The organism is Paraburkholderia sp. MM5477-R1 (genome assembly GCF_050436385.1).
GTDB classification, from domain to species: domain Bacteria; phylum Pseudomonadota; class Gammaproteobacteria; order Burkholderiales; family Burkholderiaceae; genus Paraburkholderia; species Paraburkholderia tuberum.
The window spans coordinates 145,798-168,740 of sequence record NZ_JBNDMC010000005.1 but is presented as its reverse complement, the minus strand read 5'-3'; the positions used below and the strand labels follow the sequence as shown (position 1 = coordinate 168,740).

Here is a 22,943-nt window from a genome sequence, read left to right as displayed (position 1 = left end):
CGGAAGTTGGACGCCATCGGCCCGCAATCCGACCGGAGTCGCGTGAACCGTGGTGAGCCCACACGCAGAATATTAGTCAGCTTGTCCGAGAGATACCAGCGAATCCCGCACTTGCCGCCTACGCAGGTCGTCCCGCACACGACGAGCGACCAGCACCGTCGGTAGTCCGTGATTCGTGCACCTTCGCTGTATTCAATCCACGTCTGCGCGTACATCTGCGAGACCGTTTCCTCAGGAGTGTCGGTAGCGGCGGCAATCTGCCTGATGACATCCTCGACGTTGCGCGTGACCACGGCTTGCTCCGAGCGTGCGGTGATAAAGGACCGTCACACACACGTTACCCGCCTCGATGCGTCAGTCAATTGACCTGCGTCAATTGACTTCGTCCATGATCGATTACAAGCTGTTTGAGGCGGGTGGCATCGAGGCCTTCACTGAAACACCGGTTTTCCCGACGCGTCCTTGACCTTGGTCTTCCATTGCGCGCGGATTTCCGACACGACCGAATCCGGCAGCGAAATGTAGTCGAGATCGCTGGCAGCCTGCCCGCCGTTCTTGAACGCCCAGTCGAAGAACTTCAGCGTTGCCGCGCCTTGCGCCGGCTTGTCCTGCGTCGCATGCAGCAGCACGAAGGTCGCGCCGACGACTGGCCAAGCGTCCTTGCCGGGCTCGTTCGTCAGGATCTGGTAGAAGGTCGTCTTCCAGTCCGCGCCCGAGGCGGCCGCCTTGAAGGTTTCGGTCTTCGGCGCAACCACGATACCGGCCGAATTCTTCAGGCTGGTGTAGATCATGTTGTTTTGCTTCGCATATGCCCACTCGACGTAACCGACCGCGCCCGGCAGGCGTTGCACGAACGCGGCAACGCCGTCATTGCCCTTGCCGCCCGTACCGGTCGGCCAGTTCACCGTCGTGCCTTCGCCGATCTTCGACTTCCACTCCGGGTTCACCTTCGACAGAAAGTTCGTCCAGATGAAGCTCGTGCCCGAACCGTCGGCGCGGCGCACCACGGCGATGTCCGTATCTGGCAGCTTCATACCCGGATTCAGCGCGGCGATCGCCGGATCGTTCCATTTCTTGATCTTGTTCAGATAGATGTCGCCAAGCACGGCGCCCGACAGAATGAGTTGACCCGGCTTCACGCCGGGCAGGTTCACGACCGGCACGACGCCGCCGACCACGGTCGGGAATTGGAACAGGCCAGTCTTCGCCAGTTCGTCGTCCTTCATCGGCGCATCGGAACCTGCGAAATCAACGGTCTTCGCGATGATCTGCTTGATGCCGCCCGCTGAACCGATGCCTTGGTAGTTGACCTTGCCGCCTCCCGCCTTTTGGTAGGCGTCAGCCCACTTGTTATAGATCGGGGCCGCAAAAGTGCTGCCCGCGCCGGTGATGTTGACGGTTTGCGCTTGCGCGGCCGCAAGCGGTAGAGCAACGGCAAGAACTGCAATTCCTCGTTTGAACAGCATGGTTTGCCTCCACGAGATTGACTGACCGGTTCAATGGTTGCAGCAAGCTACGCGCCGCGATCCCTCTCTTGCGCATTCCGCAGGCCCGGCGTGCCCATCGCCGCGTCGAGCCTTGCCATCGGCTCGAACGTCTAAACTTAGGCGGTTCGAATGACATTTCGTTGACAACTGCGGCGCGGCGTTCAGACAGTCTGATTGCGGCGTCGTTCAGCAATGCGGTTGGCTTTGCCGCGTTGAAGGATGGAATCTCACGGACAGGCTTCGGCTTCTGCATAGTACCGGTTCGGCGCGGGAAAAACTCCGGTGATGACTTCGATCAGAAAGGGGCCGTCATATTGACAAGCTTCACTCAGTACACCATCAAGCTCGTCGATGCGCTCAACCGCGCGCGCGGCCACACCGATCGACGATGCAAAAGCCGACCAGCTATGACAGGGCAATTTGGTGAACTGCTCTGAAATCGAACCACTCCTGATAGCGTCGATATGGATTGCGCCATGTGCGGCGTTGTTCAGAACCACATAGATCACCTTGACTCGGTATCGAGCCGCGGTCTGAATCTCCATGCCGTGCATCATCATGCACCCGTCGCCGGTCACCACGACACACGGGCGTTCTGGGGCCGCAAGCTTGACGCCGATTCCGGCTGCGATGGCCCAGCCCATCGGGGCGAGCGAGCTCGACGAAAAGTAGTTGCCCTTACCTGACGACAGCCAGTAATGGGCCATGAAGATGCGGTGGGCTCCGGAATCCACCACGACGTTGCTGTCCTTCGGCAGAATCCGGCACAAGTGCTTAACTACGTCTCCAGGATATAGCGCTTCGTCACCGCTGGAAACTCGGTCTCCTAACTGCTCGAACCGGTGGTCGTACAGGGGGGTCTCGTTGATCTCGGCAATCCACCCCTTTCTTCTTTGCAGTGCTTGCGGCAGCCCGGGAGGGTTGTCCGCGGCTTTCTGAGCCAGCAACCGGAAGCTCGCGGAAATTCCGGAGAAGATTCCTTGACGCGAAATGTGCCCCATCGCCGGTGAATCGAAGCTGTCGTCAAAGATGAATAGCTCCTTCCCCCCTGTCAGCCTCCTGCTCCAGTTCATGCTGTCTCGCTGGTTCAGGTCGCTACCAAACACGACTAGTACATCAAGTTCGTCGGAGTTGATCACCCGTGCAGCGCGCGAATGACTTGAAAATCCGTACACACCCAGTGCAAGGGCATGTTGCTCAGGAAATGCACCTTTTCCCGATAGTGTCGTTGCGACTGGAATGTGAAAGCCTTCGGCAACCTCGAGAAGAAGCTTTGCAGTTTCCGCATCATTGCCGCGACTTCCGACCAGAAACGCGACTCTCTTCGACTGAAACAGATACTGATCGCACAGGGCATCGAGAGCGGCGCGGTTCGCGGGCACTTCGCATGCGTTAAATTCGCGGTGAGCGTAGGGTTGCCGTGCCACGTCCTGACCGGGCAGGACATCCTGCTTTTGAACGTCTACGGGGATACTGATGAATGACTGCGCTCGACGCATCCAGTTCAACCCTTCGATCGCACGACGCATCTCGGCCTGAGTATTTTCCTTGTTCTTTAGCTCGACGATATCCGTCACCAGACTTCTGACCACGCCGCTTTCAAAAATGCCTCCGGGCGTGGCATCCTGGAACGCCCCTTTGCCTTCCGCGTGCGACGAGATCCCGCCGGCAATATAGAGCATCGGAATCCGGTCTGCGTGAGCGGCTGCCATGCCGGGAACGAAATTCATCGTGCCTGGGCCGGAAATCCCTGCGCAAACGCCGAATTTCCGGCTGGCGCGGGCATAGCCATCGGCCATGAAAGCACTGCCAGTCTCATGAGCGCCTACGATTCCGCGAATCAAAGGGGAGTTGTCGATTGCGTCCAGCAGCGGATAGATCAGTTTTCCCGGGACCAGGAACACGTGGTCTATTCCGGCGGACTCCAACGAGTTCACAACCATTGTCGAGACATTGAGCGGAGCGTTTGATCCCATAGTTTTGATTACGATCTCACGAGTTACCGTTAATCGAATCTCACCGCTGCGCATCTGCCCGTCAAGCGCTGCCTGTCGGAGCGGCGCGAGACGAGATCGGCGATGGCCAGTGCGCGGAGACGGCGAGACGACATTCAAGGCGCTGCACGTCGAGTGCAGTCGCGCATCGCGCTATTTCCTCGAACCCGCTTGACCGGCGGGCCCGGGTGTCTCCGTCCACAATCACACGCCCTGGCTGCACTGTTGATCATCCACGCTGCCTGCGTGCCTGAGGCAGTCGCCGCGCCGCATTGATAGCCATCCGGCGCACGTGTATCGCGGATCTTCGCCCGCTCGACTCCCGCGGGGCTGGCACGCGCCGACGGTATGAATCGACGTCATCCAGCACCCGGAACCGGTCGGAATCGCTCAGAATTTCTGCCAGTCCGTCTCAGTCGCGGCGGCGACGACTACCGGACGTTCTGAAGAGGGGACTGGTCTCCTCGCAAGCTTTGCCGGTGTTACAGCAGAGGACGGGGCGCGGTTCAGGACCGTCCGTTGCGGTACTGCCGCTTGCGTCGTCGCTCGCGATGAAGCAGCCTTCTCGCCATCGACCTTGAAAAAAGCGACCGTCTTGCGCAGGCTTTCCGCTTGCCGGGCCATTGTCTGGGCTGCCGCCGACGCCTCTTCGACAAGCGCAGCGTTTTGCTGTGTGACCTGGTCCATCTGGTTGACTGCCTGATTGACCTGTTCGATACCGGTGCTTTGCTCGCTCGATGCCGACGAGATTTCGCCCACGATGTCGGTCACGCGCTTCACTGACTGCACGATTTCCTTGATCGCACCGCCCGCTTCTTCGACGAGCATCGAGCCTGCCTCCACCCGGCTGACAGAGTCCGAGATCAACTCCTTGATTTCCTTCGCGGCAGTCGCACTGCGCTGCGCGAGCGTGCGGACTTCGCCCGCAACGACAGCGAAGCCCCGCCCCTGTTCTCCCGCGCGGGCCGCTTCGACCGCTGCGTTCAGCGCGAGGATGTTGGTCTGGAAGGCGATGCCTTCGATGACGCCGATAATCTCGGACATCGTGGCCGAGCTGGTGGAGATGTCACGCATTGTGTCGACCACGCGCCCGACGATCTCGCCGCCATGTTGCGCGACGCTCGAGGCGGTACCCGCGAGCGTGGCAGCCTGGGTTGCATTGTCCGTGTTGTGGCGGACCGCCGCAGTCAGTTCCTCCATGCTGGAAGCCGTTTCTTCGAGCGACGCCGCCTGTTGCTCCGTGCGACTCGACAGATCCAGGTTGCCTTGTGCGATCTGTGCACTCGCAGTCGCGACACCTTCGGCGTTCTCGCGCACCTCTGATACGACCCGCACCAGGGCGTCGCACATGGCTTTGAGCGACGCCATCAGGCTGTTCGTGTCGCCGGGCCGCAGGGCGATACTGATGTTCAGGTCGCCGGCCGCCACGCTTCTGGCCACAGCGGCAGCCGTCGCCGGCTCCGTACCCAGTTGCCGCGTTACGCTACGCATCATCCATATGCCGATTCCCACGCCGATCGACACGGACATCGCCACGAAGACCAGCATCAAAGTTCGACCTTCCTCGTACACGGCATCGTTGGCTTCAGCTGTCCGTTGCGCGTCGGCTTGTTTCAGGGCAACCAGATTGCCCATCAGCACGAGGGTCTTGAAGCCTTTGTCGTGGTACTCGCCCAGCATGTATTCGGTCAGGCTGTCCCGGTCCCCTAACGCCGCCGCGTTGATCTTGCCTTTCATTTCATTGAAGGCCTGGATGTAGTCCTGCCAACCTTGATCGAGGTCGGCGAACGTAGCCTTGCCTTTGTCGGTATAGATGAGCGGCTCCGCCTGATTGAGGTGCTCACGTGACGAGGCAAAGGCCTTGTCAGCTTGATCGAGCGAGCCAGCCCGCTGTGCGGCCGTCGTGGCCAGAACCGCGTTGCGCAGATAGGTGCCGACTCGCAGTACGTCGGCGTTAGCCTGCTGTATCAGGTTGAGCCCGACAAGGTCCTGCCGATACGTCTTGTCTGCGTTCGCACTGATCTCCGCCATGTTGTGCAGGCCGATCCCGCTGACAACAGCGCTGATGATCGAAACCAGGATGAAAGCGCTGATCAGCTTGGCGCCGAGTTTCATATTGCCGAAATTCATAGTTCGCTTTGTTGAGAATGTAAGAACCCGAACGGATAAGCAGGTACATCACCGCTTTGGCGCCCGCTATAACACAAGGCCATACCGACGCGAAACGCAGTACCGGACATGACTGGTTATCGGCAATACGCTCTCATTCTTCAGGTGAATAGCGGGATTATCGCGAAGATTTTTTTACGTCCCTATAAGAGAAACAGGAGTGCTCTATTTTGAGCCGATGAAAGTGCCAATCGGTGCACGCACTCGTGCCGGCCGCACTCGCTTGGTGCAAAGCTTTTGGTCGCCCGAACATGCACGCTCTATGTCTTTAGCTAAATATAATATTTATCGTTTGCATAGCCCGGTGATAGCCTGAATTCGTCCCACAGGCGTGCACCGCGTCACGTCTGCTTGCGCGGGTCTGGACCGAAGAGCGCCTTAGCGACGAACAACCGCGCTGAGATTCATTCTATTTCGATATGTTTATATCGATTCAATATTTAAGTTTTGCATCTTCCGGAGCAGCCGCACAGGCATGCAACACGCGACGAAATTTTATCCAGGAGGCCCTATGAGCAATTGGATCGGCAGCTTTTCCGGCATTTGACTGCGGGTGTGTATGTGATCGGCGTCGCGGACGGCGAGCGCCGCAATGCGTTCACCGCAAGCTGGCGTACCGGCGTGACCGGCGCGCCGCTGCTGCTCGATGCGCTCGCGCATTTCGACTGCCGGGTGACCGGCGACATCGAGGCGGGAGATCATCGGCTGATAGTTGGGCGCGTCGTCGATGGCGCGCTAGCCGGCGCGGACGGCGACCCGTTGATCTACGCGCAGACTGGCAATCTCGACATGAGCGAGGATCTTTATCCGGAGACGTTTTCGTAGTTGGCTGGCGTGATGGCTGCTCAATGCCAGTGCCCGCCATGTCCTCCGTGCCAGCGGCCGTAATAGCCGCCACGGCCATAGCCACCGCCCCAGTAGCCTCCGATCACCACTGACGGTCCCCACCATCCGTAGTAGCCCGGCCATGAATAGCCATAGGGATAGCCGTAATAGCCGGGATAACCGTAATAGCCCGGATAACCGTAATACCCGGGATAGCCGTAATAAGCAGGCGCAGGTACCGCGACGTACGTGCAATTCTGTCCCGACAACGGCAAGTCGTTTGGCGCCGGATTCGCGGCCGCCGTACCGCTCGCCGGCACAGGCGCGTTGCCAGACGATGCTTGCGCGGGGCCAGTGGCAGTGGCGCTGGTGCAGGCGTAATAGCCACCGGCTCCCGGATAGTACGAATAAGGACCGTAATAGACGCAGCCAGACAACACACATACGCCCGCCACGCCAGTGCATAGACCAACGATTCCACAACGCATGATCGCTCCCCCTATCCGGGCGCAGCGCAGCCGTCTCGACACGGCGTGTTTTTATTCTAGTCTTCGAATCCGGTCTCGGGTACGGGTCTTGCGAACGGCAGGTATTCCGTGGAAATCAGGAGTTTCGACATGAACCCGCTCGATCCTCTCGACCCGAACGCCTCCGCGACTCCCGTACAGCCCAGCGCCGGCGCACGTATCGCCGGCGCCGGCGTCGGCGACGGTCCCGGACCCGAGGTCATGGCCGCCGCGACGCTCGACGGCAACAAGGTGATCTCTTCCGATGGCCAGGACCTCGGCAAAATCTCCGACATCATGCTCGACGTGCGCAGCGGCCGCATCGCGTATGCGGTGCTGACGGAGGGCGCTTTTCTCGGCATCGGCGGGACCTTGCACGCGATCCCGTGGCGTTCGCTGACGCTCGACACGGACCGCAAGTGCTTCCAGCTGGACGCCACGGCCGAGCAGGTGAAAAGGTCGCCGGGCTTCGACAAGGACCATTGGCCGGCGATGGCCGATCGCGCATGGGGGACGTCGGTCCATCAGTTCTATCATCGCGAACCGTACTGGGAAGCGACGCGCAGTGTCGTCGAAAGCGATCCCGCGACACGTGTCGATCCGACGAGCGGAATCTGAAGACACGCATCGCGACGCTCGAGCACCGCTACCTCGCACGCGTTGCCTGTTGCGGCGAGCACGCGAGGCGCGGTGCGCTGTTACACCCCGATGGTCCGCGTCGTCTTCAGCGCGATCCACGTCATGCCTTCGCGCAAGCCTTCGAGTACCGCTTCTCTTTCCACGGCGAACACCTGCGACTGATGAAAGGTGCGTTCGAAGTCACCCTCGGGCGACACATGTTTGACATGGATCGTCGACAGAAACCCGCCTTCCTGCGCCTCCCGCGTCTCGACGCTCACGGACCAGGTTCCTTCCTGCGCGTTTGCTGATATGGCCATTGGATGCTCCTCGGGGTTGTCGCGAGCGACTGCCATCGTCAGCGTAATGGCCCGCAACGCCTCTCTCGTTGATCCACGTCAACCGTCAACACGAACCATGAGTCACGCTCGACGTCGTTCGCTTTCCCCGATACTTTCAGCTCCGTTTCAGACGCCCGCCATCGCGTGAAAACCCTGCCGGGAAAACGCGCAATGCCTCTTGCACGCGGCGTGCTTGGCGCGCCGCGCGCACCGATTTCGCGCCCCTCGCCGCGACGTTTCGCGGTAAGCTTTGCGACGGTATCCGCGTCACGAGTTCGTGCCGGTGCGGCAACGCTGCCCTCATGATCGACGAACGTCGGGGTTCATCATGTGGTACGCCTTCATCGATGCACAGCAACGCCTCGCGCGCGCGATGGTCGGGGGAGTTCTGTCCGAACCGGAGTCGGGGCCGCGCCCGCAAGCGGGCTGGCTCGGCCCGGAACAGGCGGCCGACGCGTTCAGCTACTGGCTGCTGAGATCCGCCTGCGCTTTCGAACGAACGCCGACATTCGCGATCCACTCCGTTGCCGCCAACGGTAGCCGCGTTACCGTCGACGAAAGCGTCGTCGCCTCCTTGCCGCTCGGCGCGCTGCTCAGGTTCAAGCGCAACCCCTCTACACCCCCTACCGACGCAAAACTGCCGGTGCTGTTGTGCGCGCCCCTCGCCGGACATCATTCAGTCATGCTGCGCGAGACCGTCGAAACGCTGCTCGAGGAACGTGACGTGTTCGTGACCGATTGGGCCGACGCGCGCGACGTGCCGCGCGAAGCGGGCCCGCTATCGCTCGACGACTACGTGCACGCGCTCGAAAGCTTCGTCGGCGCCGCCCGCGCGTTCGGTTCGCCGGTTCATGTGATCGCGATCTGTCAGGCGAGCGTGCCTGCGCTCGGCGCCGCGGCGCTGCTCGCCATGGACGAGGCGGCGCCGATCGCGAGCCTCTCGCTACTCGGCGGCCCGATCGATACCCGTTTGAACCCGACCATCACCGACCGCTTCGCCAGTTCCCATTCGCTCGAGTGGTTTCACGACCATGCGATCGATATCGTTCCACCGCCCTATTGCGGCGCGGGGCGTCTCGTGTATCCGGGCTTCATCCAGCAGACCGCGATTTTTGCCGCGCATCCGGAGCGGCAGTTGCGACTCGAAGCGGATTACTGGTCCCGATGGCTCGCCGGCGACATGCCCGGTGCGCAGCGGGCGCTGCGCTCGGCAAACGAATATGCCGCGGTGCTCGACATGGCGGAGTGCTACTTCTTCGACATGCTTCGTGTGGTGTTTCACGAACATCTGTTGCCGCGCGATCTGTGGTCGGTCGCCGGGCGCCGGGTACGAATCGCCGCGCTGCGCGATACCCCGCTGTGCACGATCGAGGGTGACAGCGACGAGATCACGGGCGCGGGGCAAACGCATTGCGCGCATGCGCTGTGCGATGCATCGCCGATGCGAGCCGCGCGGCAGCTCACCATCGAGCAGTGCAATCACTACGACCTCTTCATCGGGCCGCGTTGGCGCGATGCGGTTCATCCGGGGCTCTGCGAATTCTGGCGCGATGTCGAGCACGCCGCGTTGAAGGTTTGCCGGCCGCGCCGCGCGGCCAGGGGTTCGGCAAACCGCGAATCGGCGTGAGGTGACCGGGAAAACGTCGGCAGTCCGCATCTGACGAACGCCGAGCGTCACGTCACGACGCAAGTTCGTCAGTTCCCACGCTCGGTGCCGATCGCTGTTTCGAGGGTCATTTCCGCCACATCGAACGCGCGACGGATCGCCGCTTTGGCGTCGTCGTCAGTGCAGTGCGCGACGGGCTTGAACTCGTGCGCGGGCGTGACCAGATCCAGCCTCACGTCATACAGCGGATGCGCCGATCCCGGACGCAACGCCTCGATGGCGAGATGGCAGTGCGACACGAGCGCGCCAAACCGCGCGAGACGCACCAGTTGCGCACCTGCTTCCGCTTCGAGCGGAGCGGCACCCGCAAAGCCAAGGTAGACGATCTGCATGTCGATGCCCATCTTCGCCTCCCCTTGCGAGTATCGATCGAACCTGTTCCGCGCAGACTCAGGGTCCAGGCGCCTGCTATGGGGCTTATCCTGTTCTTGCCAGAAAGACGGTCACTGACGTGGGTCAAGCGCGGTGAAGGCGAGCACCCTCACTGCATATGCATACCCCCGTTAATCGCAATGTCCGCACCGGTGATAAAAGCCGCCTCCTCTGAGCATAGAAACGCGATCAACGCCGCCACCTCGTCCGGACGTCCCAGCCGGCCGAGCGGAATCTGCGGCAGGATCTTCGTGTCGAGGATCTCGCGCGGCACCGCTTCGACCATCGCGGTCGCGAGATAACCGGGCGACACCGTGTTCACCGTGACGCCGTGCTTCGCGGTTTCGAGCGCAAGTGCCTTCGTGAAGCCGTGCACGCCCGCTTTGGCAGCTGAATAATTGGTTTGCCCGTAGGCGCCGCGCGAACCGTTGACCGACCCCACGTTGACGATGCGGCCGTGGCGCCGCTCGAGCATGCCGGGCAACAGCGGCTTGCTCATGTTGAACAGGCCATCGAGATCGGTGCGCAGCACGGCGTCCCAGTGCTCCTTGCTCATCTTCGCGAAGCTCGTGTCGTGCGTGATGCCCGCGTTGTTGATCAGCACGTCTACCGCGCCCAGTTCGGTCAGCACGCGTTGCGCGCAGCGCGCGCATGAATCGAAGTCGGCGATGTCGGCTTCGTACGCGTGAAAGTCGCGCCCCGTGTCGCGCTCGTGCTGCAGCCATGTCGACACGTGATCGTTGTGCGTCGAGTGCGTCACCGCGACCGTCATGCCCGCGTCATGAAGCGCCCGGCTGACCGCCGTGCCCAAACCGCCCATCCCGCCTGTGACCAATGCCACGCGATCCGTTCCCATCTGAACTCCTCCTTGCCGTGTCTGCCATTGACGGTGCGCGCGCCGGCCTTGCCGGCTCGCGCGGCTAAACGACGCCCGCGAACGGCAGCGCGTTCTGCGAGCTCCACCACCATGCGCTCAGGCCGCCCGCGAGCGGCGCGACGCCTGGCGCGATGCCGTACCCCGCCTGCCACCACGCATACCAGGCGGCGCAAGCGCGGTTGGCCTCGCCGAACCAGTCCGCCTCGCGCTGCGCGACGAAAGCGATCGACTTGCTCCAGTCGGCGAAGCACCGCTCGGCGTACCCGTGGGCCGCGCCCTGTGCGGTCTGATACGCCGCCGCGTAGTCGAGCCAGCCTTCGGGCGGTCCGGATGCCGTCGAGGTCCATGGTGAAGCGGGGCGCCCGGGCGGCGCATCGGATTCGGAAACCATGATCGCTGCCCTCCAGAGCACAGCATAGGATTGCCAGGCGCGCTTGCAAACCGTCGAGCGTGCCCGTCACTGTACTGAGCGCGCGGCGGCCCGCGCTTGATCTGCATCAACAGCCGCGGCCGCCGGGCTCATAGACTCCATTTGACGACGGGCTCGAGTCTGCTTGCGCCCGTTTCCCCACGTTTCTGTCACGGAGCTTTGGCGATGAGCTACAAAAGCATTCTCGTTCACCTCGATACGAGCGTTCGTGCACATCCGCGCCTCGAAATCGCATTGCAGCTCGCACACCGCTTTCATGCGACGCTGACCGGCCTGTTTTCGACGTACGTGCCACCGCGGCACGCGTTCTTCGTGATGGCCGGCACCGCCGACTACTACGCGGAGCACGAGCGTCTGCGGCACGAGCGCGCCAGCGCGCTCGAGCGGCTGTTTCGTGCCGAACTCGCGCGCGCGAACGTCGACGGTCATTGGATCGCCGCGAACGGCTACGCGAACGACGTCGTGCCGCCCTATGCGCGTCTCGCCGATCTGATCGTGCTCGGGCAGACCGATCCGACCGATCCCGAGGCGTTCGTCGCCGAACAGTTCGTCGAGCACGTCGTGCTGTCGGCCGGGCGGCCGGTGCTGCTGGTGCCGTCGGGCGGCACCTTCGCGGCACCCGGCCGCCACGTGCTGATCGCGTGGGACGGCAGCCGCGAAGCCACCCGCGCGATCCACGACGCGCTGCCGTTCCTCGCGCACGCGTCCACAGTGACGCTGCTGACGGTTCATTCGTCGGGCGATCGTCCGCCGCGCGACACGGTTCCGGGCGACGACATCGCACTCACCGTCGCGCGTCACGGCGTCAAGATCGACGTGCGCGAACTGAGCGTCGCGGACGGCACGCCGGTCGGCGACGCGCTGCTGTCGCAGGCGGCCGACCTCGGCTGCGACATGATCGTGATGGGCGCTTACGCGCATTCGCGTCTGCACGAAGTCGTACTGGGCGGCGCGACGCGCACGATGCTCGAGTCGATGACCGTGCCGGTGCTGTTGTCGCACTGAAGTGCGCGCTTAAGGAGTCCGCCATGTTTCACCGCCTACTCGTCGCGCTCGATGGCAGCGACACCGCCTCCCGTGCGTTCGACGCCGCGCTGACCCTTGCCGCCGAATCAGGCGCCGAGCTGCAGCCGCTGTACGTGATCGACGTGCCCGTCATCGCCTACGACGCGCCCGGCTTCGACCCTTGCGTGATCCAGGACGCCTTCATCGAGGAAGGCAAGCGGATCGCGGCCGATGCCCAGAGCCGGATGACCGCGCGCGGGATCAAGGGCACGGCCCGCACCGTCGAAGCCGCGATCACCGGCGAAGACGTCGCGCATCGCATCGTCGAGGCGGCGCTCGAATGGCACGCCGACGCGATCGTGATGGGCACGCACGGCCGCCGTGGTGTTCAACGACTGATGCTCGGCAGCGTCGCCGAGTGCGTGCTGCGCAGCGCCAGCTGCCCGGTGCTGATGGTTCCCGCGCACGCGAACGGCGCGACGCGCGATCAGTCAATCCCGGCCTGCGCCGAACACGAACTCACCTGAGCCGCGAAAACCAGGCTGCTGCGCGGCCGCTCCCACGCGATCGCGCCACGGCTGCGCGACGCGGCGCTTCAGGGCCGCGCGTGCCCGTGTTCGTCATGCCGCACGATCAGCACCGGCTTGTCGGTCGCACGCACGAGCGACTCGGCGACGCTGCCGAGCAGAAAGCGCTGCACGCCGTGGCGGCCGTGCGTTCCCATCACGATCAGATCGGCTTCGATTTCGTCGGCGACGCGCGCGAGCACCGCGGACACGCTTTCGGCGTACGCGTCGATCACCCGCACGCCGCCGGGCACCTGCGCCTCGCGCATCAGCTCGCGCGGCGCATCGAGCGCGCGGCTGGCGAATTCTTGCGCCGCGGCCGCCGGTTCCGGCTCGAAAGCCACATCGGCATTGTCCGACCACTTGCCGTGCCCTACCACGCAGCAGGCTTCGAGTGTGGCGCCCGTCAGCTTCGCGAGCTTCAGCGCCTCGGCAAAGGCGCGCTGCGCGCTGGGACTGTCGTCGAGTGCAACCAGAATTCGTGCATACATGTTGGACTCCCTGTGAAAGCGCTGGCATGAACCGAAGCGGTGCCGTCGCGTGTCCGCGCCGACAGTGTGAAGCGCGGGCCGCCGCGCGGCTTGACGCAGGTCAATGGGTCTTTATCGGCTTGTTCAGTGATTACTTGATCAACTGCATGCCTGCGACCTTCGAAGCCGTCACGTCGAAAGTAGCCATGTACTCGCACTCGGCTACATACCCCATCACCAGCCATGCACTAGGAATATTCCTACAACACTACCCGAACTCCTAGCGCCGCTTAAATCCCCGCCGATATATTTCTGAGATGAGGTCGCCAATACTGGTCAGTATGGACACCGCTCCGCCAGCCACCTTATCGAGAGTCTTCCTCGTCGACGATGCGACCGAGGTCCGACGCCGGCTTGCTTGCCTGATCGCGCTGATTCCCGGCATCGAAATCGTCGGCGAGTCCGCCGGCGTCGAGCACACGTTCGACGACATCGTCGCGAGTCGCGCCGATGTCGCGGTGCTGGACCCGTGCTTCTCGGGCAAGACCAATCTGCTGCTGCTCGCGGCGCTGTCGCGGGTGCGGCCGTCCATCGTCAGCATCGTGTTGACCAATCATTGCACGACGGCGTTTCGCCGAGCGTGCGAAGCGGCGGGCGCCGACTTCTGCTTCGACAAGACCTCGGAGTTCGAACTCGCCTGCCGTGCCATCGAAGCGATTGCCTATGCGCGTCGTGCGCATCCGGTCTGACCGCCAGGAGCCGAGCATGCAAGTTGCCACAGTCTGTGAACCCCGCCACGACGCGCCCCGCACTTCGCACGTCGTACCGATCCACGTCGTGCCACGCACCGCGGCCACACGCTACGCCGTGCCGCGCTGCTCCACCTGCGCGATGCGCGCGATCTGCATGCCGCCCGAGCTGACATCCGACGAACTGAGCCGACTCGACACGTTGATCTGCTCGACGCGCTCGATCAAACGCGGTGATACGCTGTATCGCGCGGGCGATGCGTTTCAAAGCATCTACGCGATCCGCGCCGGATCGTTCAAGACCGTGGTCATGCATCGCGACGGCCGCGAGCACGTGACCGGCTTCCAGATCGCCGGCGACTCGCTCGGCCTCGACGGCATCGGCGAGGGCAAGCAGAATTGCGATGCGCTCGCGCTCGAAGACAGCGTCGTGTGCATCATTCCGTTCGCGCAGCTCGAGGCGATCTGTCGCGAGATGAAGCCGATGCAGCATCACATCTACCAGATGATGAGCAGCGAGATCGTGCGCGAATCGAGCCAGATGATGCTGCTCGGCACGATGACCGCCGAACAGCGCGTCGCGACGTTTCTGCTGAATCTGTCGAAGCGCTTGAAGGCGCGCGGCTTCTCCGCGGCGGAGTTTCATTTGCGCATGACCCGCGAGGAAATCGGCTGCTTTCTGGGCATGAAGCTCGAAACGGTGAGCCGGATGTTCTCGAAGTTCCAGCGCGAGCGCCTCGTCAAGGCGAACGGCAAAACGATCCGCATCGAAGACGCGGAAGGACTGGCTCGGGTTTGAACGCCGACGCGTCGCTCGCCTCACGTTCGTTCGCGGGACATGCGGGGTGGAACAAGCGCTCCCGAACTGATATAACTCGGTGCGTTGCGGTGCGCGACCTTGCGTGACCACCCGGAGGAGCGATGGATCTGTCGAGCGGCGAGTCTTCCTGCTTCACCGGTGCGGCGTCCGTGTCGGATGTGCCCGTCGAGGATCGCTATTTCATGTTGATCGATGCGGTTCAGGACTATGCGATCTTCATGCTCGACGTGTCCGGCCGCGTGACCAGCTGGAATCCCGGCGCACAGCGCATCAAGGGCTACACGCCCGAAGAAATCATCGGCCAGCATTTCTCCAAGTTCTATACCCCGGAAGACATCGCGGCCGGCAAGCCCGCCCGCGAACTGGAAATCGCCGCAGCCGTAGGCCGCACCGAGGACGAGGGTTGGCGCGTACGTCGCGACGGCTCGCGTTTCTGGGCCAACGTGGTCGTTTCCGCCGTGCACGACGCGTCGGGCGCGCTGCTCGGCTTCGCCAAGATCACGCGCGACCTGACCGAGCGTATGCGCCTCGCGGAACTCGAACGCGCGGATCAGGTATCCACGCACGTGCAGATCGCCCGCGAAAACGAGCAGAAACGTATGGCGCGCGAACTGCACGACGATCTCGGCCAACGGCTGACCGCGCTGAAAATGAGCGTCGCGCTGCTCGAAGCGAAGCTGAAAAGCCAGGCCGACACCGAGCCGCTGGCCGCGCAGACGCATGAACTGCAAAAGCAGATCGACTGGATGGCCGCTTCGCTGCGGCGTATCGCCGCCGATCTGCGGCCCCCGCTGCTCGACGACCTCGGGCTCGCCGCCGCGCTCGACTGGCTGGCCGAAGACTTCACGAAACGCTACGACGTGCGCTCGAGCGTGCATCTCGAACCGGCCGAGCCGGTGTGCGGCGAATTCGCGGCGACGGCGCTGTTTCGCATCGTTCAGGAGGCGTTGACGAACGTCGCGCGGCACGCCAAGGCCAGCCGCGTACGCATCGACATGACCTGCGCGGGCCCCATCGTATCGCTCGATATCGAGGATGACGGCGTGGGTGTCGCGCTGGATCGGTCGCAGGGAACAGATTCATTCGGTTTGCTCGGCATTCGCGAACGCGTGCGGCAGTTGCGCGGCAACGTGTCGTTCACCAGCTCGCCGGGCCATGGCTTCGGGATCTCGATCCAGATACCGGCCGACGCGCTCGCGTAATGTTCACGCGCTGCCGCGCCCCGCTGTCGCGGGTTACTCTGCGGGCGCATCCTCGGTGCTTGGCTCGCGCATGAGCAGCACCGGACAGGTCGAGAAACGCAGCACCCGCTCCGCCACGCTGCCGATCACGAGGCGCCGCACGCCGCGTCGCCCATGCGTGCCTAGCACAAGCAGATCGGCGTGGATCTGCTCGCCGTGGCGCAGCACGATCGCGGCGACGTCGTCGGACAGGCTCTCCGACTCGATCATTTCAGGGCGGCAAGGCACATCGGCGGCGGCGCAGGCCTGTTCGGCCTCCTGCAGCACCAATTGGCCGTCCTGGCGCAAGGCTTCGACGAGCGTGAGCGGGTCGTAATAGCCGGCATAGGAAAAGAGCGGCGTCTTGTCGACCACATAAACCGGATGCACGACGCCCTTCGTCAACGCGGCGAGATTCACCGCTTCTTTCAGCGCGCGTTTCGAGAAAGTACTGCCGTCTAGCGCGACGAGGATATGTTGGTACATGCCAATTCTCCACTGAGGTTGGATTTGTCAACGCGCGTGGCGCGCTCCTGCTACAGATAAAAGGGCCCGCCCGGACTGCCCGGATACGGCTCCCGCCACTCGCCGTGCGGCACGTCGTCCGCCCGCAGTGACGACGCGCCGCGCGGACACACGAGCACGGGACACGCCGCGTCGCGCAGCGTGCGCGACGTCACGTGCCCCGGCAACGGGTGCGGCGCGCCGCGCATGCCGTGCGAACCCATCACGATCAGGTCCGCGTGCCAGCGTTGCGCTTCGTCCAGAATCGCGCTCGACGCATCGCCGGAATCATCGTCGAACTCGAGCAACGCGGTTTCGGCCGCGCGCCGGCTTTGTTCGAGCATCGCCGCGCCGCGCCGCAAGACATCGATTCGATGCTGCGACACGACTTCGAACGGCAGCCATTCGCACCACGCGAAGCGGTCGTCGGCCGCGTAGACGACCTTGATGCGCGCGTCGGGCGGCGCTACCGCGAGCGCGGTGCGCAGCGCGTCGAGCGCGGTGTCGCTGCCATCGATCGCGACCAGCACGCGGCTCAGCGCCGAGGCATCGCTCGCGTCGGTCGACCTCGCCGGCATGTACAGCACCGGACGCCCGATCGACGCGACCAGTTCCTCGGGATCGATACGGCTGTCCCGGCGATGTTCACGCGGATGCGCGGCCACCGCGACCAGATCCGCGTCCTATTGCGTCGCCGTGTGGGCGAGCGCTTCGGCCGCGCCCTGATGCAGCGCGGTGAGATCGACGATCTCGGCGTCGGTCGCCGCGACGACGCCGTGCAACGCGATCACCGCGTCGCGCAGCGCGGCCTGCGCGCCGTGCAGCATCGCGCGATGCGCCTCGCACCAGTCCGGATAGCTGAGCATCAGCGTCGGATAAAGCGCGGCTGGATTGCAAACGATATCGACGAGACGAAAGCGCGCATCCGCCGCGACCAACTGCCGGGCGACGCGCGTGCCGAGCGGCAGTCCACTGCCGCCCGCGGACGCGATCATCACGCGGTGGAAGGTGTTGCGCCCGGCAGCAGTGTTCATCGGCTCTCCTCGGATCGTCGCACCGCGAGGCGGCGCGTCAAGCGCGTCGCTTCACACCTCGGCCCGTGACGGGGACGCCAACGGTTCGCGCTTACATGATGAACGCCGACGCGGCGCGCGGCTTGATCTGTATCAAGCGCCAACGGCTCGCTAGCGGATCACGGGCGGACCGCGAGCACGGCCGCGCCGGTCAGGTTGCCGTTGCGCAGATCGTCGAGCGCGCGGTTCGCGTCGCGCAACGCGTAAGTCGTCGTCTCGATCGCGAGCTGCATCTCGGCGGCGCTGCGCATGAATTGAAGCCCATCGTCGCGGGTCAGATTCGCGACCGACACCACCCGCCGCTCGCCCCACAGAAACGCGTACGGGAACGACGGAATGTCGCTCATATGAATGCCGCCGCACACCACCACGCCGCCTTTCGCGACCGCCTGCAACGCCAGCGGCACCAGTGCGCCGACCGGCGCGAACAGCAGCGCGGCGTCGAGTTCGCCGGGCGGTGCCTCGTCGCTGCCGCCGGCCCATGCCGCGCCGAGGCGCAGCGCGAGTTGCTGGGCCGCGTGGTCGCCGGGACGCGTGAACGCATAGACGGTGCGCTGCTGGTGACGCGCCACCTGCGCGACGAGATGCGCGGCCGCGCCGAAACCGTAGATGCCGATCCGTTCGGCGTCGCCCGCCATGCTCAACGTGCGATAGCCGATCAGACCCGCGCACAGTAGCGGCGCGGCCTCGATATCGCTGTAGTGCGGCGGCAGATGGAAGCAGTAGCGGCTGTCGGCGACCGTGCGCTCGGCGTAGCCGCCGTCGATCGTGTAGCCGGTGAAGCCAGCGTCGTCGCAGAGATTTTCGCGGGCGGACAGACAGTAGCGGCAGTGGCCGCAGGTGCGCCCGACCCACGGCACGCCGACCCGCTCGCCCACCGTGAAACCGCTGACGCCCGCGCCCAATTCGGCCACCACGCCGACGATTTCGTGGCCGGGAATCACCGGCCGCTTTGGATGCTCGAGCTCGCGGTCGACCAGATGCAGGTCCGTGCGGCACACGCCGCACGCATGAACGTCGATCAGGATCTCCCCGGCACCGGGCCGCGGATCAGGCACTTCCCGCTCGGTCAGCGTCGCCGAGCTGCCGTCGAACACCATCGCTCGCATCGGGTTCTCCTTCAGATGCTTCGGCGGCGACAAGCTGCCGTCATGGCAGACAGCGAGGCGCGCGCCGTTCTCATCAGCATAGGCGCGCCATTGTGTCGCGCGATCGGCCCGCGCCGTAGACCGTTTGATCGAAGTCAATGAGGGCGGTTTCGCCGCCCGTACACTGATCTTATTCCTGATACGGGAGTACGTGCCGTGATTGCACGAATCCGAAACTGTCTGCTCGTGTGCTCGGCGTCCGCGCTGACGGCCGGCGTTGCCTATGGCGAGCCCGAGCCGAGCGCGGTGGGCCGTTATCGGCGCAGGACGCGCACACGCTCGTGCAATGGGTACTTAGCCAATAAGGACTCGATGCGCACGCAGCGAGCCCGCTGCCGACGCGCGATGGCGCCGGCAATGCGAATCAGTCGTGTACATTGCGGAGACATGTCATGCGTTTGACTGTTCATCTCGACACGTTCGATCGTGTCAACCCGATGGCCTTCGCCATTCTCTGGCTCGACAAGGACACGCGGCAATGGTCGCGCGAAGGTCATTTCGGGCTCGAGTTGCCCGAATGGGGCGCGTTGCAGACGGATTGCGGCAATACGCTCGTGTGCGCGCCGCATAGCTCCGCGCCGGTCTGCGTGCTCGAGGGGCTTGATCTGGATCAGCTCGACGGGCCGTTCGAAGGCGAGGTCGGCCGCGTGCAGTGGTGCGCCGAGCACGGCCGCATCCTCGCGAGCGGCCACTGGCGCGTGCAATGCATCGACGTCGAACGGACGGCACCGGAAAACGGCGTATTCGCAACCGGCGAAGACGCCTGAATCGGCACAGCTCCGGCGTACCGCGTCGCCGATGCCATGACGCGCCGCCGGATATTTCCGTGAGTACGCTCGCAACGATGCGATCGCACTGCGCCCCGCCGAATTCGAACACGTCGCGCTCGGCGAGATCGAGTGCCTGAGCAAGCGACTCGGGAACATGCTGCGCACGCAGACTCGCGCCGCGCACACTACATCGCGATCACCTTGCCCGGGTTCAGGAGATTGTGCGGATCGAGCGCGAGCTTGATCGCCTTCATCGCGGCGAGTTCGGCCGGCGAGCGTGACAGGCCGAGCACGCCCAGCTTCTCCTCGCCGATCCCATGCTCGGCCGATACCGAGCCGCGCATTTCCCCCGTCAGTTCATAGACGACGCGCTTGACGTCGTCGATGGCCTCGTCGGTCCAGCCAGGTTCTTGCACCACCACGTGCAGATTGCCGTCGCCGAGATGCCCATAGACGAGGATCGTCGCTTGCGGCCAGCGCGCGCGCAACCGCTCGTCGCAGCGCTGCGCCGCGTCGCCCGCCTGCGCGACCGCGAAGCTGATGTCGAACGAGATGCGTCCCGGGATCAGGCGCGGATATTCGGCTGGCGCGTCGCGAATCGCCCAGAACGCCGCGGCGTCCGCGTCCGATTGCGCGATTGCGGCGTCGGCGATCACGCCGACGTTCAACATGTCGGCGAGGAATTCCTCGAAAGCCGCCGACTGCCGTTCCGGGTCCGCGCCGCAAGTCTCGATCAATACGTAGTAGGCGTGATCGCTCGCGAGCGGCACGCGCAGTTCGGGCAGGCGTTGCCGCACGAAGTCGCAATAGCTCGGCCACATGACCTCGAACGCGGACACCCCGGCCGGCAGCCGCTCCTGCGTGCGGCCGAGCAGCGTGGTCACCGCCGCGTAGTCCGGCATGCCGCACCATGCGGTCGAGATCGCGCGCGGCTTGGCCCGCAGGCGCAGCACCGCGCGCGTGATGACCGCGAGCGTGCCCTCGCTGCCCGTCAGCAGGTTGCGCAGGTCGTAGCCGGTATTGTTCTTGATCATCTTGCGCTCGCCGCCGATCACGCTGCCGTCGGCGAGCACCGCTTCGACGTCGAGCACCTGGTCGCGCATCATCCCGTAGCGGATCACGCGATTGCCGCCCGCATTGGTCGCGATGTTGCCGCCGATCGTGCAACTGCCACGCGCGCCGAGGTCGAGCGCGAACATGAAGCCGGCGTGATCGGCCGCTTCCTGCACGACCTGCAGCGGTGTGCCCGCGAACACGGTCATCGTCGCGCTGACCGGATCGATGTCGATGACGCCGTTCATCCGCTCGACGCTCAGCGCGACCTCCCCGCCAAGCACGCAGGCGCCGCCCGCGTGCCCGGTCATGCCGCCTTGCGTGACGACCGGCTGCCGGAATTGATGGCAGATCCTGAGCGCGGTGGCGACCTCTTCGGTCGTGCGCGGGCGGATCAGCGCGATCGGATCGGTCGATGGCGTGCCGCTCCAGTCCGCGAACTGCCGCCCGCCAAATTCGGCCGGCAGGCTCACGATGTCAGCGCCGAGCGCCGCGCGCAGCGCGGCGACGGCTTCGTTACCGCGGGTCGCGGAGATCGGTTCGTGCTGCATCGGATATCTCCAGTTCGTCAGACGGGCAGAGCCGCTGCGCGCGCTGCACGTCGCGGCCTGAATAAAGGCGGCGTTCCAATTGCATCTTCCAATGCGTGATCCATTCGGCTTTTCGGCTGTGTCGCTGCAATGCACCCGCTCAGGTCACCACGCCGACCTGCCACGGCACGAACTCGCTTTGCCCATAGCCGTGCAGCTCGCTCTTCGTGCGCGTGCCGGACGCGCAGTCGAGCATCATGCGAAAGATCGCTTCGCCGAGTTCGTCGATGCTCGCGCTGCCGTCGACCACACCGCCGCAATTGATATCGATGTCGTCCTGCTGGCGCTCCCACAACGCGGTGTTGGTCGCCAGCTTCAACGACGGCGACGGCGCGCAGCCATAGGCGGAGCCGCGCCCGGTCGTGAAGCAGATCAGGTTCGCGCCCGAGGCGACCTGTCCCGTCGCCGACACCGGATCGTAGCCGGGCGAATCCATGAATACGAAGCCCTTCGCGGCGATCGGCTGCGCGTATTCGTAGACGTCGACCAGATTCGTCGTGCCGCCCTTCGCGACCGCGCCGAGCGATTTTTCGAGGATCGTCGTCAGGCCGCCCGCCTTGTTGCCCGCCGATGGGTTGTTGTCCATCGCGCCGCCATTGCGCGCGCAATAGTCCTGCCACCATGCGATGCGCGCGAGCAGCTTGTCGCCGACCGCGGCGCTCACCGCACGCCGCGTCAGCAGATGCTCGGCGCCGTAGATTTCCGGCGTCTCCGACAGGATCGCGGTGCCGCCGTGCCGCACGAGCCGATCGACCGCGGCGCCGAGCGCCGGATTCGCGGAGATGCCAGAGTAGCCGTCCGAACCGCCGCACTGCAGACCGACGCATAGATGCGAAGCCGGCACCGGCACGCGCTGCACGCGGTTCGCGTCGGCGAGCATCTCGCGCACCATCGCAATACCGAGTTCGATCGTCTTGCGCGTACCGCCGCTGTCCTGGATCGTGAAGCTGCGCAGCTTCGTCGTGCTGGCGTCGAGACCGCCCGCGGCGAGCACGCCGTCGATCTGATTCGTCTCGCAGCCTAGCCCGACGAACAGCGCCGACGCGAAGTTCGGATGCACCGCGTAACCGGCCAGCGTGCGACGCAGGATCGCAATGCCCTCGCCTTGCATGTCGATGCCGCAGCCGAGCCCGTGCGTCAAGGCGATCACGCCGTCGACGTTCGGATAGTCGGCGAGCGCGTCGGGACGCACGTCGCGCCGGAAATGATCGGCAATCGCGCGCGCGACCGTCGCCGAGCAGTTCACACTGGTCAGAATGCCGATGTAATTGCGCGTCGCGATGCGGCCGTCGTCGCGGCGAATGCCCATGAAATGCGCGGGTTCGTCGACGTAGACGGTCGGCTGCGCATCGACGCCGAACGTGTGCTCGCGCGCGAACTCCGACATGCCGAGATTGTGCGTGTGGACATGCTGGCCGCGCGCGATCGCCTCACGCGCGACGCCGATGATCTGGTTGTAGCGCTTGACCGGCTCGCCTTGCGCGATGTTGCGCGTCGCGATCTTGTGCCCCGGTGGAATCAGTCCGGCGACGACCAGTTGTTCCGCCTCGATGCGCGTGCCCGGCAGCAACTGCCGGGTCGCGATGATGACGTCGTCGCCCGGATGCAGGCGGATGATCGCGGACGCGACGCTAGCTTGAGTCGACATGAGAAGCCTCGAAAACAGGGTTATCCGTATGCGTTGACACAG

24 protein-coding genes and 1 pseudogene are annotated in these 22,943 nt (G+C 64.3%); 9 read left to right on the top strand and 16 right to left on the bottom strand.

Features of this window, described 5'->3' with window-relative positions:
• Nucleotides 1-72: 72 nt before the first annotated feature.
• The 4 genes and pseudogenes from OKW35_RS13095 to OKW35_RS13080 form a co-directional block, all read right to left on the bottom strand.
• A pseudogene (locus OKW35_RS13095) lies at nucleotides 73-293 on the bottom strand (DUF3562 domain-containing protein).
• Nucleotides 294-431: 138 nt separating this feature from the next.
• Nucleotides 432-1,466, bottom strand: a complete 1,035-nt coding sequence (pstS, locus tag OKW35_RS13090) for a phosphate ABC transporter substrate-binding protein PstS (RefSeq protein WP_184067872.1) — start codon at nucleotides 1,464-1,466, stop codon at nucleotides 432-434.
• A gap of 248 nt (nucleotides 1,467-1,714) precedes the next feature.
• Nucleotides 1,715-3,430, bottom strand: a complete 1,716-nt coding sequence (locus tag OKW35_RS13085; protein WP_429355227.1) for a thiamine pyrophosphate-binding protein — start codon at nucleotides 3,428-3,430, stop codon at nucleotides 1,715-1,717.
• 441 nt (nucleotides 3,431-3,871) lie between these two features.
• A complete protein-coding gene (locus OKW35_RS13080) occupies nucleotides 3,872-5,611 on the bottom strand; it encodes a methyl-accepting chemotaxis protein (protein ID WP_429552242.1) in 1,740 nt (579 codons plus the stop codon).
• Nucleotides 5,612-6,169: 558 nt separating this feature from the next.
• On the opposite strand from OKW35_RS13080, the gene OKW35_RS13075 reads away from it, so the two are divergent.
• Nucleotides 6,170-6,475 (top strand): flavin reductase, encoded by a 306-nt coding sequence (locus tag OKW35_RS13075; protein ID WP_429552241.1) that lies wholly within the window; start codon nucleotides 6,170-6,172, stop codon nucleotides 6,473-6,475.
• Nucleotides 6,476-6,495: 20 nt separating this feature from the next.
• On the opposite strand, the gene OKW35_RS13070 is transcribed toward OKW35_RS13075, so the two are convergent.
• Nucleotides 6,496-6,963 (bottom strand): hypothetical protein, encoded by a 468-nt coding sequence (locus OKW35_RS13070; protein WP_429552240.1) that lies wholly within the window; start codon nucleotides 6,961-6,963, stop codon nucleotides 6,496-6,498.
• Between the two features lie 129 nt (nucleotides 6,964-7,092).
• Between OKW35_RS13070 and OKW35_RS13065 the strand changes: the two genes are divergently transcribed.
• Nucleotides 7,093-7,599: a PRC-barrel domain-containing protein gene (locus OKW35_RS13065; RefSeq protein WP_429552239.1), complete on the top strand. Its 507-nt coding sequence runs from the start codon at nucleotides 7,093-7,095 to the stop codon at nucleotides 7,597-7,599.
• Nucleotides 7,600-7,679: 80 nt separating this feature from the next.
• Here OKW35_RS13065 and OKW35_RS13060 read toward each other — a convergent pair whose 3' ends face one another.
• Nucleotides 7,680-7,919, bottom strand: a complete 240-nt coding sequence (locus OKW35_RS13060) for a hypothetical protein (RefSeq protein WP_090811852.1) — start codon at nucleotides 7,917-7,919, stop codon at nucleotides 7,680-7,682.
• Nucleotides 7,920-8,268: 349 nt separating this feature from the next.
• On the opposite strand from OKW35_RS13060, the gene phaZ reads away from it, so the two are divergent.
• Nucleotides 8,269-9,567, top strand: a complete 1,299-nt coding sequence (phaZ, locus tag OKW35_RS13055) for a polyhydroxyalkanoate depolymerase (RefSeq protein WP_429552238.1) — start codon at nucleotides 8,269-8,271, stop codon at nucleotides 9,565-9,567.
• Nucleotides 9,568-9,635: 68 nt separating this feature from the next.
• On the opposite strand, the gene OKW35_RS13050 is transcribed toward phaZ, so the two are convergent.
• The 3 genes from OKW35_RS13050 to OKW35_RS13040 form a co-directional block, all read right to left on the bottom strand.
• Nucleotides 9,636-9,950: a hypothetical protein gene (locus tag OKW35_RS13050; protein ID WP_184067854.1), complete on the bottom strand. Its 315-nt coding sequence runs from the start codon at nucleotides 9,948-9,950 to the stop codon at nucleotides 9,636-9,638.
• Nucleotides 9,951-10,087: 137 nt separating this feature from the next.
• Nucleotides 10,088-10,834 (bottom strand): acetoacetyl-CoA reductase, encoded by a 747-nt coding sequence (gene phbB, locus OKW35_RS13045; protein ID WP_187613367.1) that lies wholly within the window; start codon nucleotides 10,832-10,834, stop codon nucleotides 10,088-10,090.
• A gap of 64 nt (nucleotides 10,835-10,898) precedes the next feature.
• Nucleotides 10,899-11,246, bottom strand: coding sequence for a polyketide synthase (locus OKW35_RS13040; protein ID WP_429487590.1), 348 nt, complete (start codon nucleotides 11,244-11,246; stop codon nucleotides 10,899-10,901).
• Nucleotides 11,247-11,450: 204 nt separating this feature from the next.
• Between OKW35_RS13040 and OKW35_RS13035 the strand changes: the two genes are divergently transcribed.
• Both OKW35_RS13035 and OKW35_RS13030 read left to right on the top strand, forming a co-directional pair.
• A complete protein-coding gene (locus tag OKW35_RS13035; RefSeq protein WP_184067848.1) occupies nucleotides 11,451-12,290 on the top strand; it encodes a universal stress protein in 840 nt (279 codons plus the stop codon).
• A gap of 23 nt (nucleotides 12,291-12,313) precedes the next feature.
• Nucleotides 12,314-12,817: a universal stress protein gene (locus OKW35_RS13030; protein ID WP_429552237.1), complete on the top strand. Its 504-nt coding sequence runs from the start codon at nucleotides 12,314-12,316 to the stop codon at nucleotides 12,815-12,817.
• Nucleotides 12,818-12,885: 68 nt separating this feature from the next.
• On the opposite strand, the gene OKW35_RS13025 is transcribed toward OKW35_RS13030, so the two are convergent.
• Nucleotides 12,886-13,347 carry a universal stress protein gene (locus OKW35_RS13025; RefSeq protein WP_184044907.1) on the bottom strand — a complete coding sequence of 154 codons (462 nt, stop codon included), beginning with the start codon at nucleotides 13,345-13,347 and terminating at the stop codon, nucleotides 12,886-12,888.
• Nucleotides 13,348-13,667: 320 nt separating this feature from the next.
• Between OKW35_RS13025 and OKW35_RS13020 the strand changes: the two genes are divergently transcribed.
• The 3 genes from OKW35_RS13020 (at nucleotide 13,668) to OKW35_RS13010 (ending at nucleotide 16,097) form a co-directional block, all read left to right on the top strand.
• Nucleotides 13,668-14,075, top strand: coding sequence for a response regulator (locus tag OKW35_RS13020; protein WP_184067845.1), 408 nt, complete (start codon nucleotides 13,668-13,670; stop codon nucleotides 14,073-14,075).
• A gap of 16 nt (nucleotides 14,076-14,091) precedes the next feature.
• A complete protein-coding gene (gene fnr / locus OKW35_RS13015; protein ID WP_429552236.1) occupies nucleotides 14,092-14,874 on the top strand; it encodes a fumarate/nitrate reduction transcriptional regulator Fnr in 783 nt (260 codons plus the stop codon).
• Nucleotides 14,875-14,996: 122 nt separating this feature from the next.
• Nucleotides 14,997-16,097: a PAS domain-containing sensor histidine kinase gene (locus OKW35_RS13010; RefSeq protein WP_429552235.1), complete on the top strand. Its 1,101-nt coding sequence runs from the start codon at nucleotides 14,997-14,999 to the stop codon at nucleotides 16,095-16,097.
• 33 nt (nucleotides 16,098-16,130) lie between these two features.
• Here the strand turns inward: OKW35_RS13010 and OKW35_RS13005 are convergent, their stop codons facing one another.
• The 4 genes from OKW35_RS13005 to OKW35_RS12990 form a co-directional block, all read right to left on the bottom strand.
• Nucleotides 16,131-16,601: a universal stress protein gene (locus OKW35_RS13005; RefSeq protein WP_429552234.1), complete on the bottom strand. Its 471-nt coding sequence runs from the start codon at nucleotides 16,599-16,601 to the stop codon at nucleotides 16,131-16,133.
• Nucleotides 16,602-16,651: 50 nt separating this feature from the next.
• Nucleotides 16,652-17,284, bottom strand: a complete 633-nt coding sequence (locus tag OKW35_RS13000; RefSeq protein WP_429552233.1) for a universal stress protein — start codon at nucleotides 17,282-17,284, stop codon at nucleotides 16,652-16,654.
• 18 nt (nucleotides 17,285-17,302) lie between these two features.
• On the bottom strand, nucleotides 17,303-17,653 hold the full coding sequence (locus tag OKW35_RS12995; protein WP_429552232.1) for a hypothetical protein: 351 nt from the start codon (nucleotides 17,651-17,653) through the stop codon (nucleotides 17,303-17,305).
• Between the two features lie 158 nt (nucleotides 17,654-17,811).
• Nucleotides 17,812-18,801 carry a zinc-dependent alcohol dehydrogenase family protein gene (locus tag OKW35_RS12990; RefSeq protein WP_184044913.1) on the bottom strand — a complete coding sequence of 330 codons (990 nt, stop codon included), beginning with the start codon at nucleotides 18,799-18,801 and terminating at the stop codon, nucleotides 17,812-17,814.
• Between the two features lie 431 nt (nucleotides 18,802-19,232).
• Here OKW35_RS12990 and OKW35_RS12985 point away from each other — a divergent pair, with 431 nt between their 5' ends.
• Nucleotides 19,233-19,607 (top strand): DUF3564 domain-containing protein, encoded by a 375-nt coding sequence (locus OKW35_RS12985; RefSeq protein ID WP_429552231.1) that lies wholly within the window; start codon nucleotides 19,233-19,235, stop codon nucleotides 19,605-19,607.
• 188 nt (nucleotides 19,608-19,795) lie between these two features.
• Here OKW35_RS12985 and OKW35_RS12980 read toward each other — a convergent pair whose 3' ends face one another.
• A complete protein-coding gene (locus OKW35_RS12980; protein ID WP_429552230.1) occupies nucleotides 19,796-21,214 on the bottom strand; it encodes an FAD-binding oxidoreductase in 1,419 nt (472 codons plus the stop codon).
• Between the two features lie 139 nt (nucleotides 21,215-21,353).
• On the bottom strand, nucleotides 21,354-22,901 hold the full coding sequence (locus tag OKW35_RS12975; RefSeq protein WP_429552229.1) for a UxaA family hydrolase: 1,548 nt from the start codon (nucleotides 22,899-22,901) through the stop codon (nucleotides 21,354-21,356).
• Nucleotides 22,902-22,943: the final 42 nt, after the last annotated feature.

Bases quoted from the DNA above. Each gene is read 5' to 3' on its own strand.
- OKW35_RS12990 (WP_184044913.1), bottom strand. From the start codon at position 18,801: ATGCGAGCGATGGTGTTCGACGGCAGCTCGGCGACGCTGACCGAGCGG.
- OKW35_RS13025 (WP_184044907.1), bottom strand. From the start codon at position 13,347: ATGTATGCACGAATTCTGGTTGCACTCGACGACAGTCCCAGCGCGCAG.
- OKW35_RS13010 (WP_429552235.1), top strand. From the start codon at position 14,997: ATGGATCTGTCGAGCGGCGAGTCTTCCTGCTTCACCGGTGCGGCGTCC.
- OKW35_RS13005 (WP_429552234.1), bottom strand. From the start codon at position 16,601: ATGTACCAACATATCCTCGTCGCGCTAGACGGCAGTACTTTCTCGAAA.
- OKW35_RS12980 (WP_429552230.1), bottom strand. From the start codon at position 21,214: ATGCAGCACGAACCGATCTCCGCGACCCGCGGTAACGAAGCCGTCGCC.
- OKW35_RS13070 (WP_429552240.1), bottom strand. From the start codon at position 6,963: ATGCGTTGTGGAATCGTTGGTCTATGCACTGGCGTGGCGGGCGTATGT.
- fnr (WP_429552236.1), top strand. From the start codon at position 14,092: ATGCAAGTTGCCACAGTCTGTGAACCCCGCCACGACGCGCCCCGCACT.
- OKW35_RS13040 (WP_429487590.1), bottom strand. From the start codon at position 11,246: ATGGTTTCCGAATCCGATGCGCCGCCCGGGCGCCCCGCTTCACCATGG.
- OKW35_RS13080 (WP_429552242.1), bottom strand. From the start codon at position 5,611: ATGAATTTCGGCAATATGAAACTCGGCGCCAAGCTGATCAGCGCTTTC.
- phbB (WP_187613367.1), bottom strand. From the start codon at position 10,834: ATGGGAACGGATCGCGTGGCATTGGTCACAGGCGGGATGGGCGGTTTG.
- OKW35_RS13030 (WP_429552237.1), top strand. From the start codon at position 12,314: ATGTTTCACCGCCTACTCGTCGCGCTCGATGGCAGCGACACCGCCTCC.
- OKW35_RS12975 (WP_429552229.1), bottom strand. From the start codon at position 22,901: ATGTCGACTCAAGCTAGCGTCGCGTCCGCGATCATCCGCCTGCATCCG.
- OKW35_RS13060 (WP_090811852.1), bottom strand. From the start codon at position 7,919: ATGGCCATATCAGCAAACGCGCAGGAAGGAACCTGGTCCGTGAGCGTC.
- OKW35_RS12995 (WP_429552232.1), bottom strand. From the start codon at position 17,653: ATGAACACTGCTGCCGGGCGCAACACCTTCCACCGCGTGATGATCGCG.
- OKW35_RS13035 (WP_184067848.1), top strand. From the start codon at position 11,451: ATGAGCTACAAAAGCATTCTCGTTCACCTCGATACGAGCGTTCGTGCA.
- pstS (WP_184067872.1), bottom strand. From the start codon at position 1,466: ATGCTGTTCAAACGAGGAATTGCAGTTCTTGCCGTTGCTCTACCGCTT.
- OKW35_RS13065 (WP_429552239.1), top strand. From the start codon at position 7,093: ATGAACCCGCTCGATCCTCTCGACCCGAACGCCTCCGCGACTCCCGTA.
- OKW35_RS13050 (WP_184067854.1), bottom strand. From the start codon at position 9,950: ATGGGCATCGACATGCAGATCGTCTACCTTGGCTTTGCGGGTGCCGCT.
- phaZ (WP_429552238.1), top strand. From the start codon at position 8,269: ATGTGGTACGCCTTCATCGATGCACAGCAACGCCTCGCGCGCGCGATG.
- OKW35_RS12985 (WP_429552231.1), top strand. From the start codon at position 19,233: ATGCGTTTGACTGTTCATCTCGACACGTTCGATCGTGTCAACCCGATG.
- OKW35_RS13020 (WP_184067845.1), top strand. From the start codon at position 13,668: ATGGACACCGCTCCGCCAGCCACCTTATCGAGAGTCTTCCTCGTCGAC.
- OKW35_RS13085 (WP_429355227.1), bottom strand. From the start codon at position 3,430: ATGGTTGTGAACTCGTTGGAGTCCGCCGGAATAGACCACGTGTTCCTG.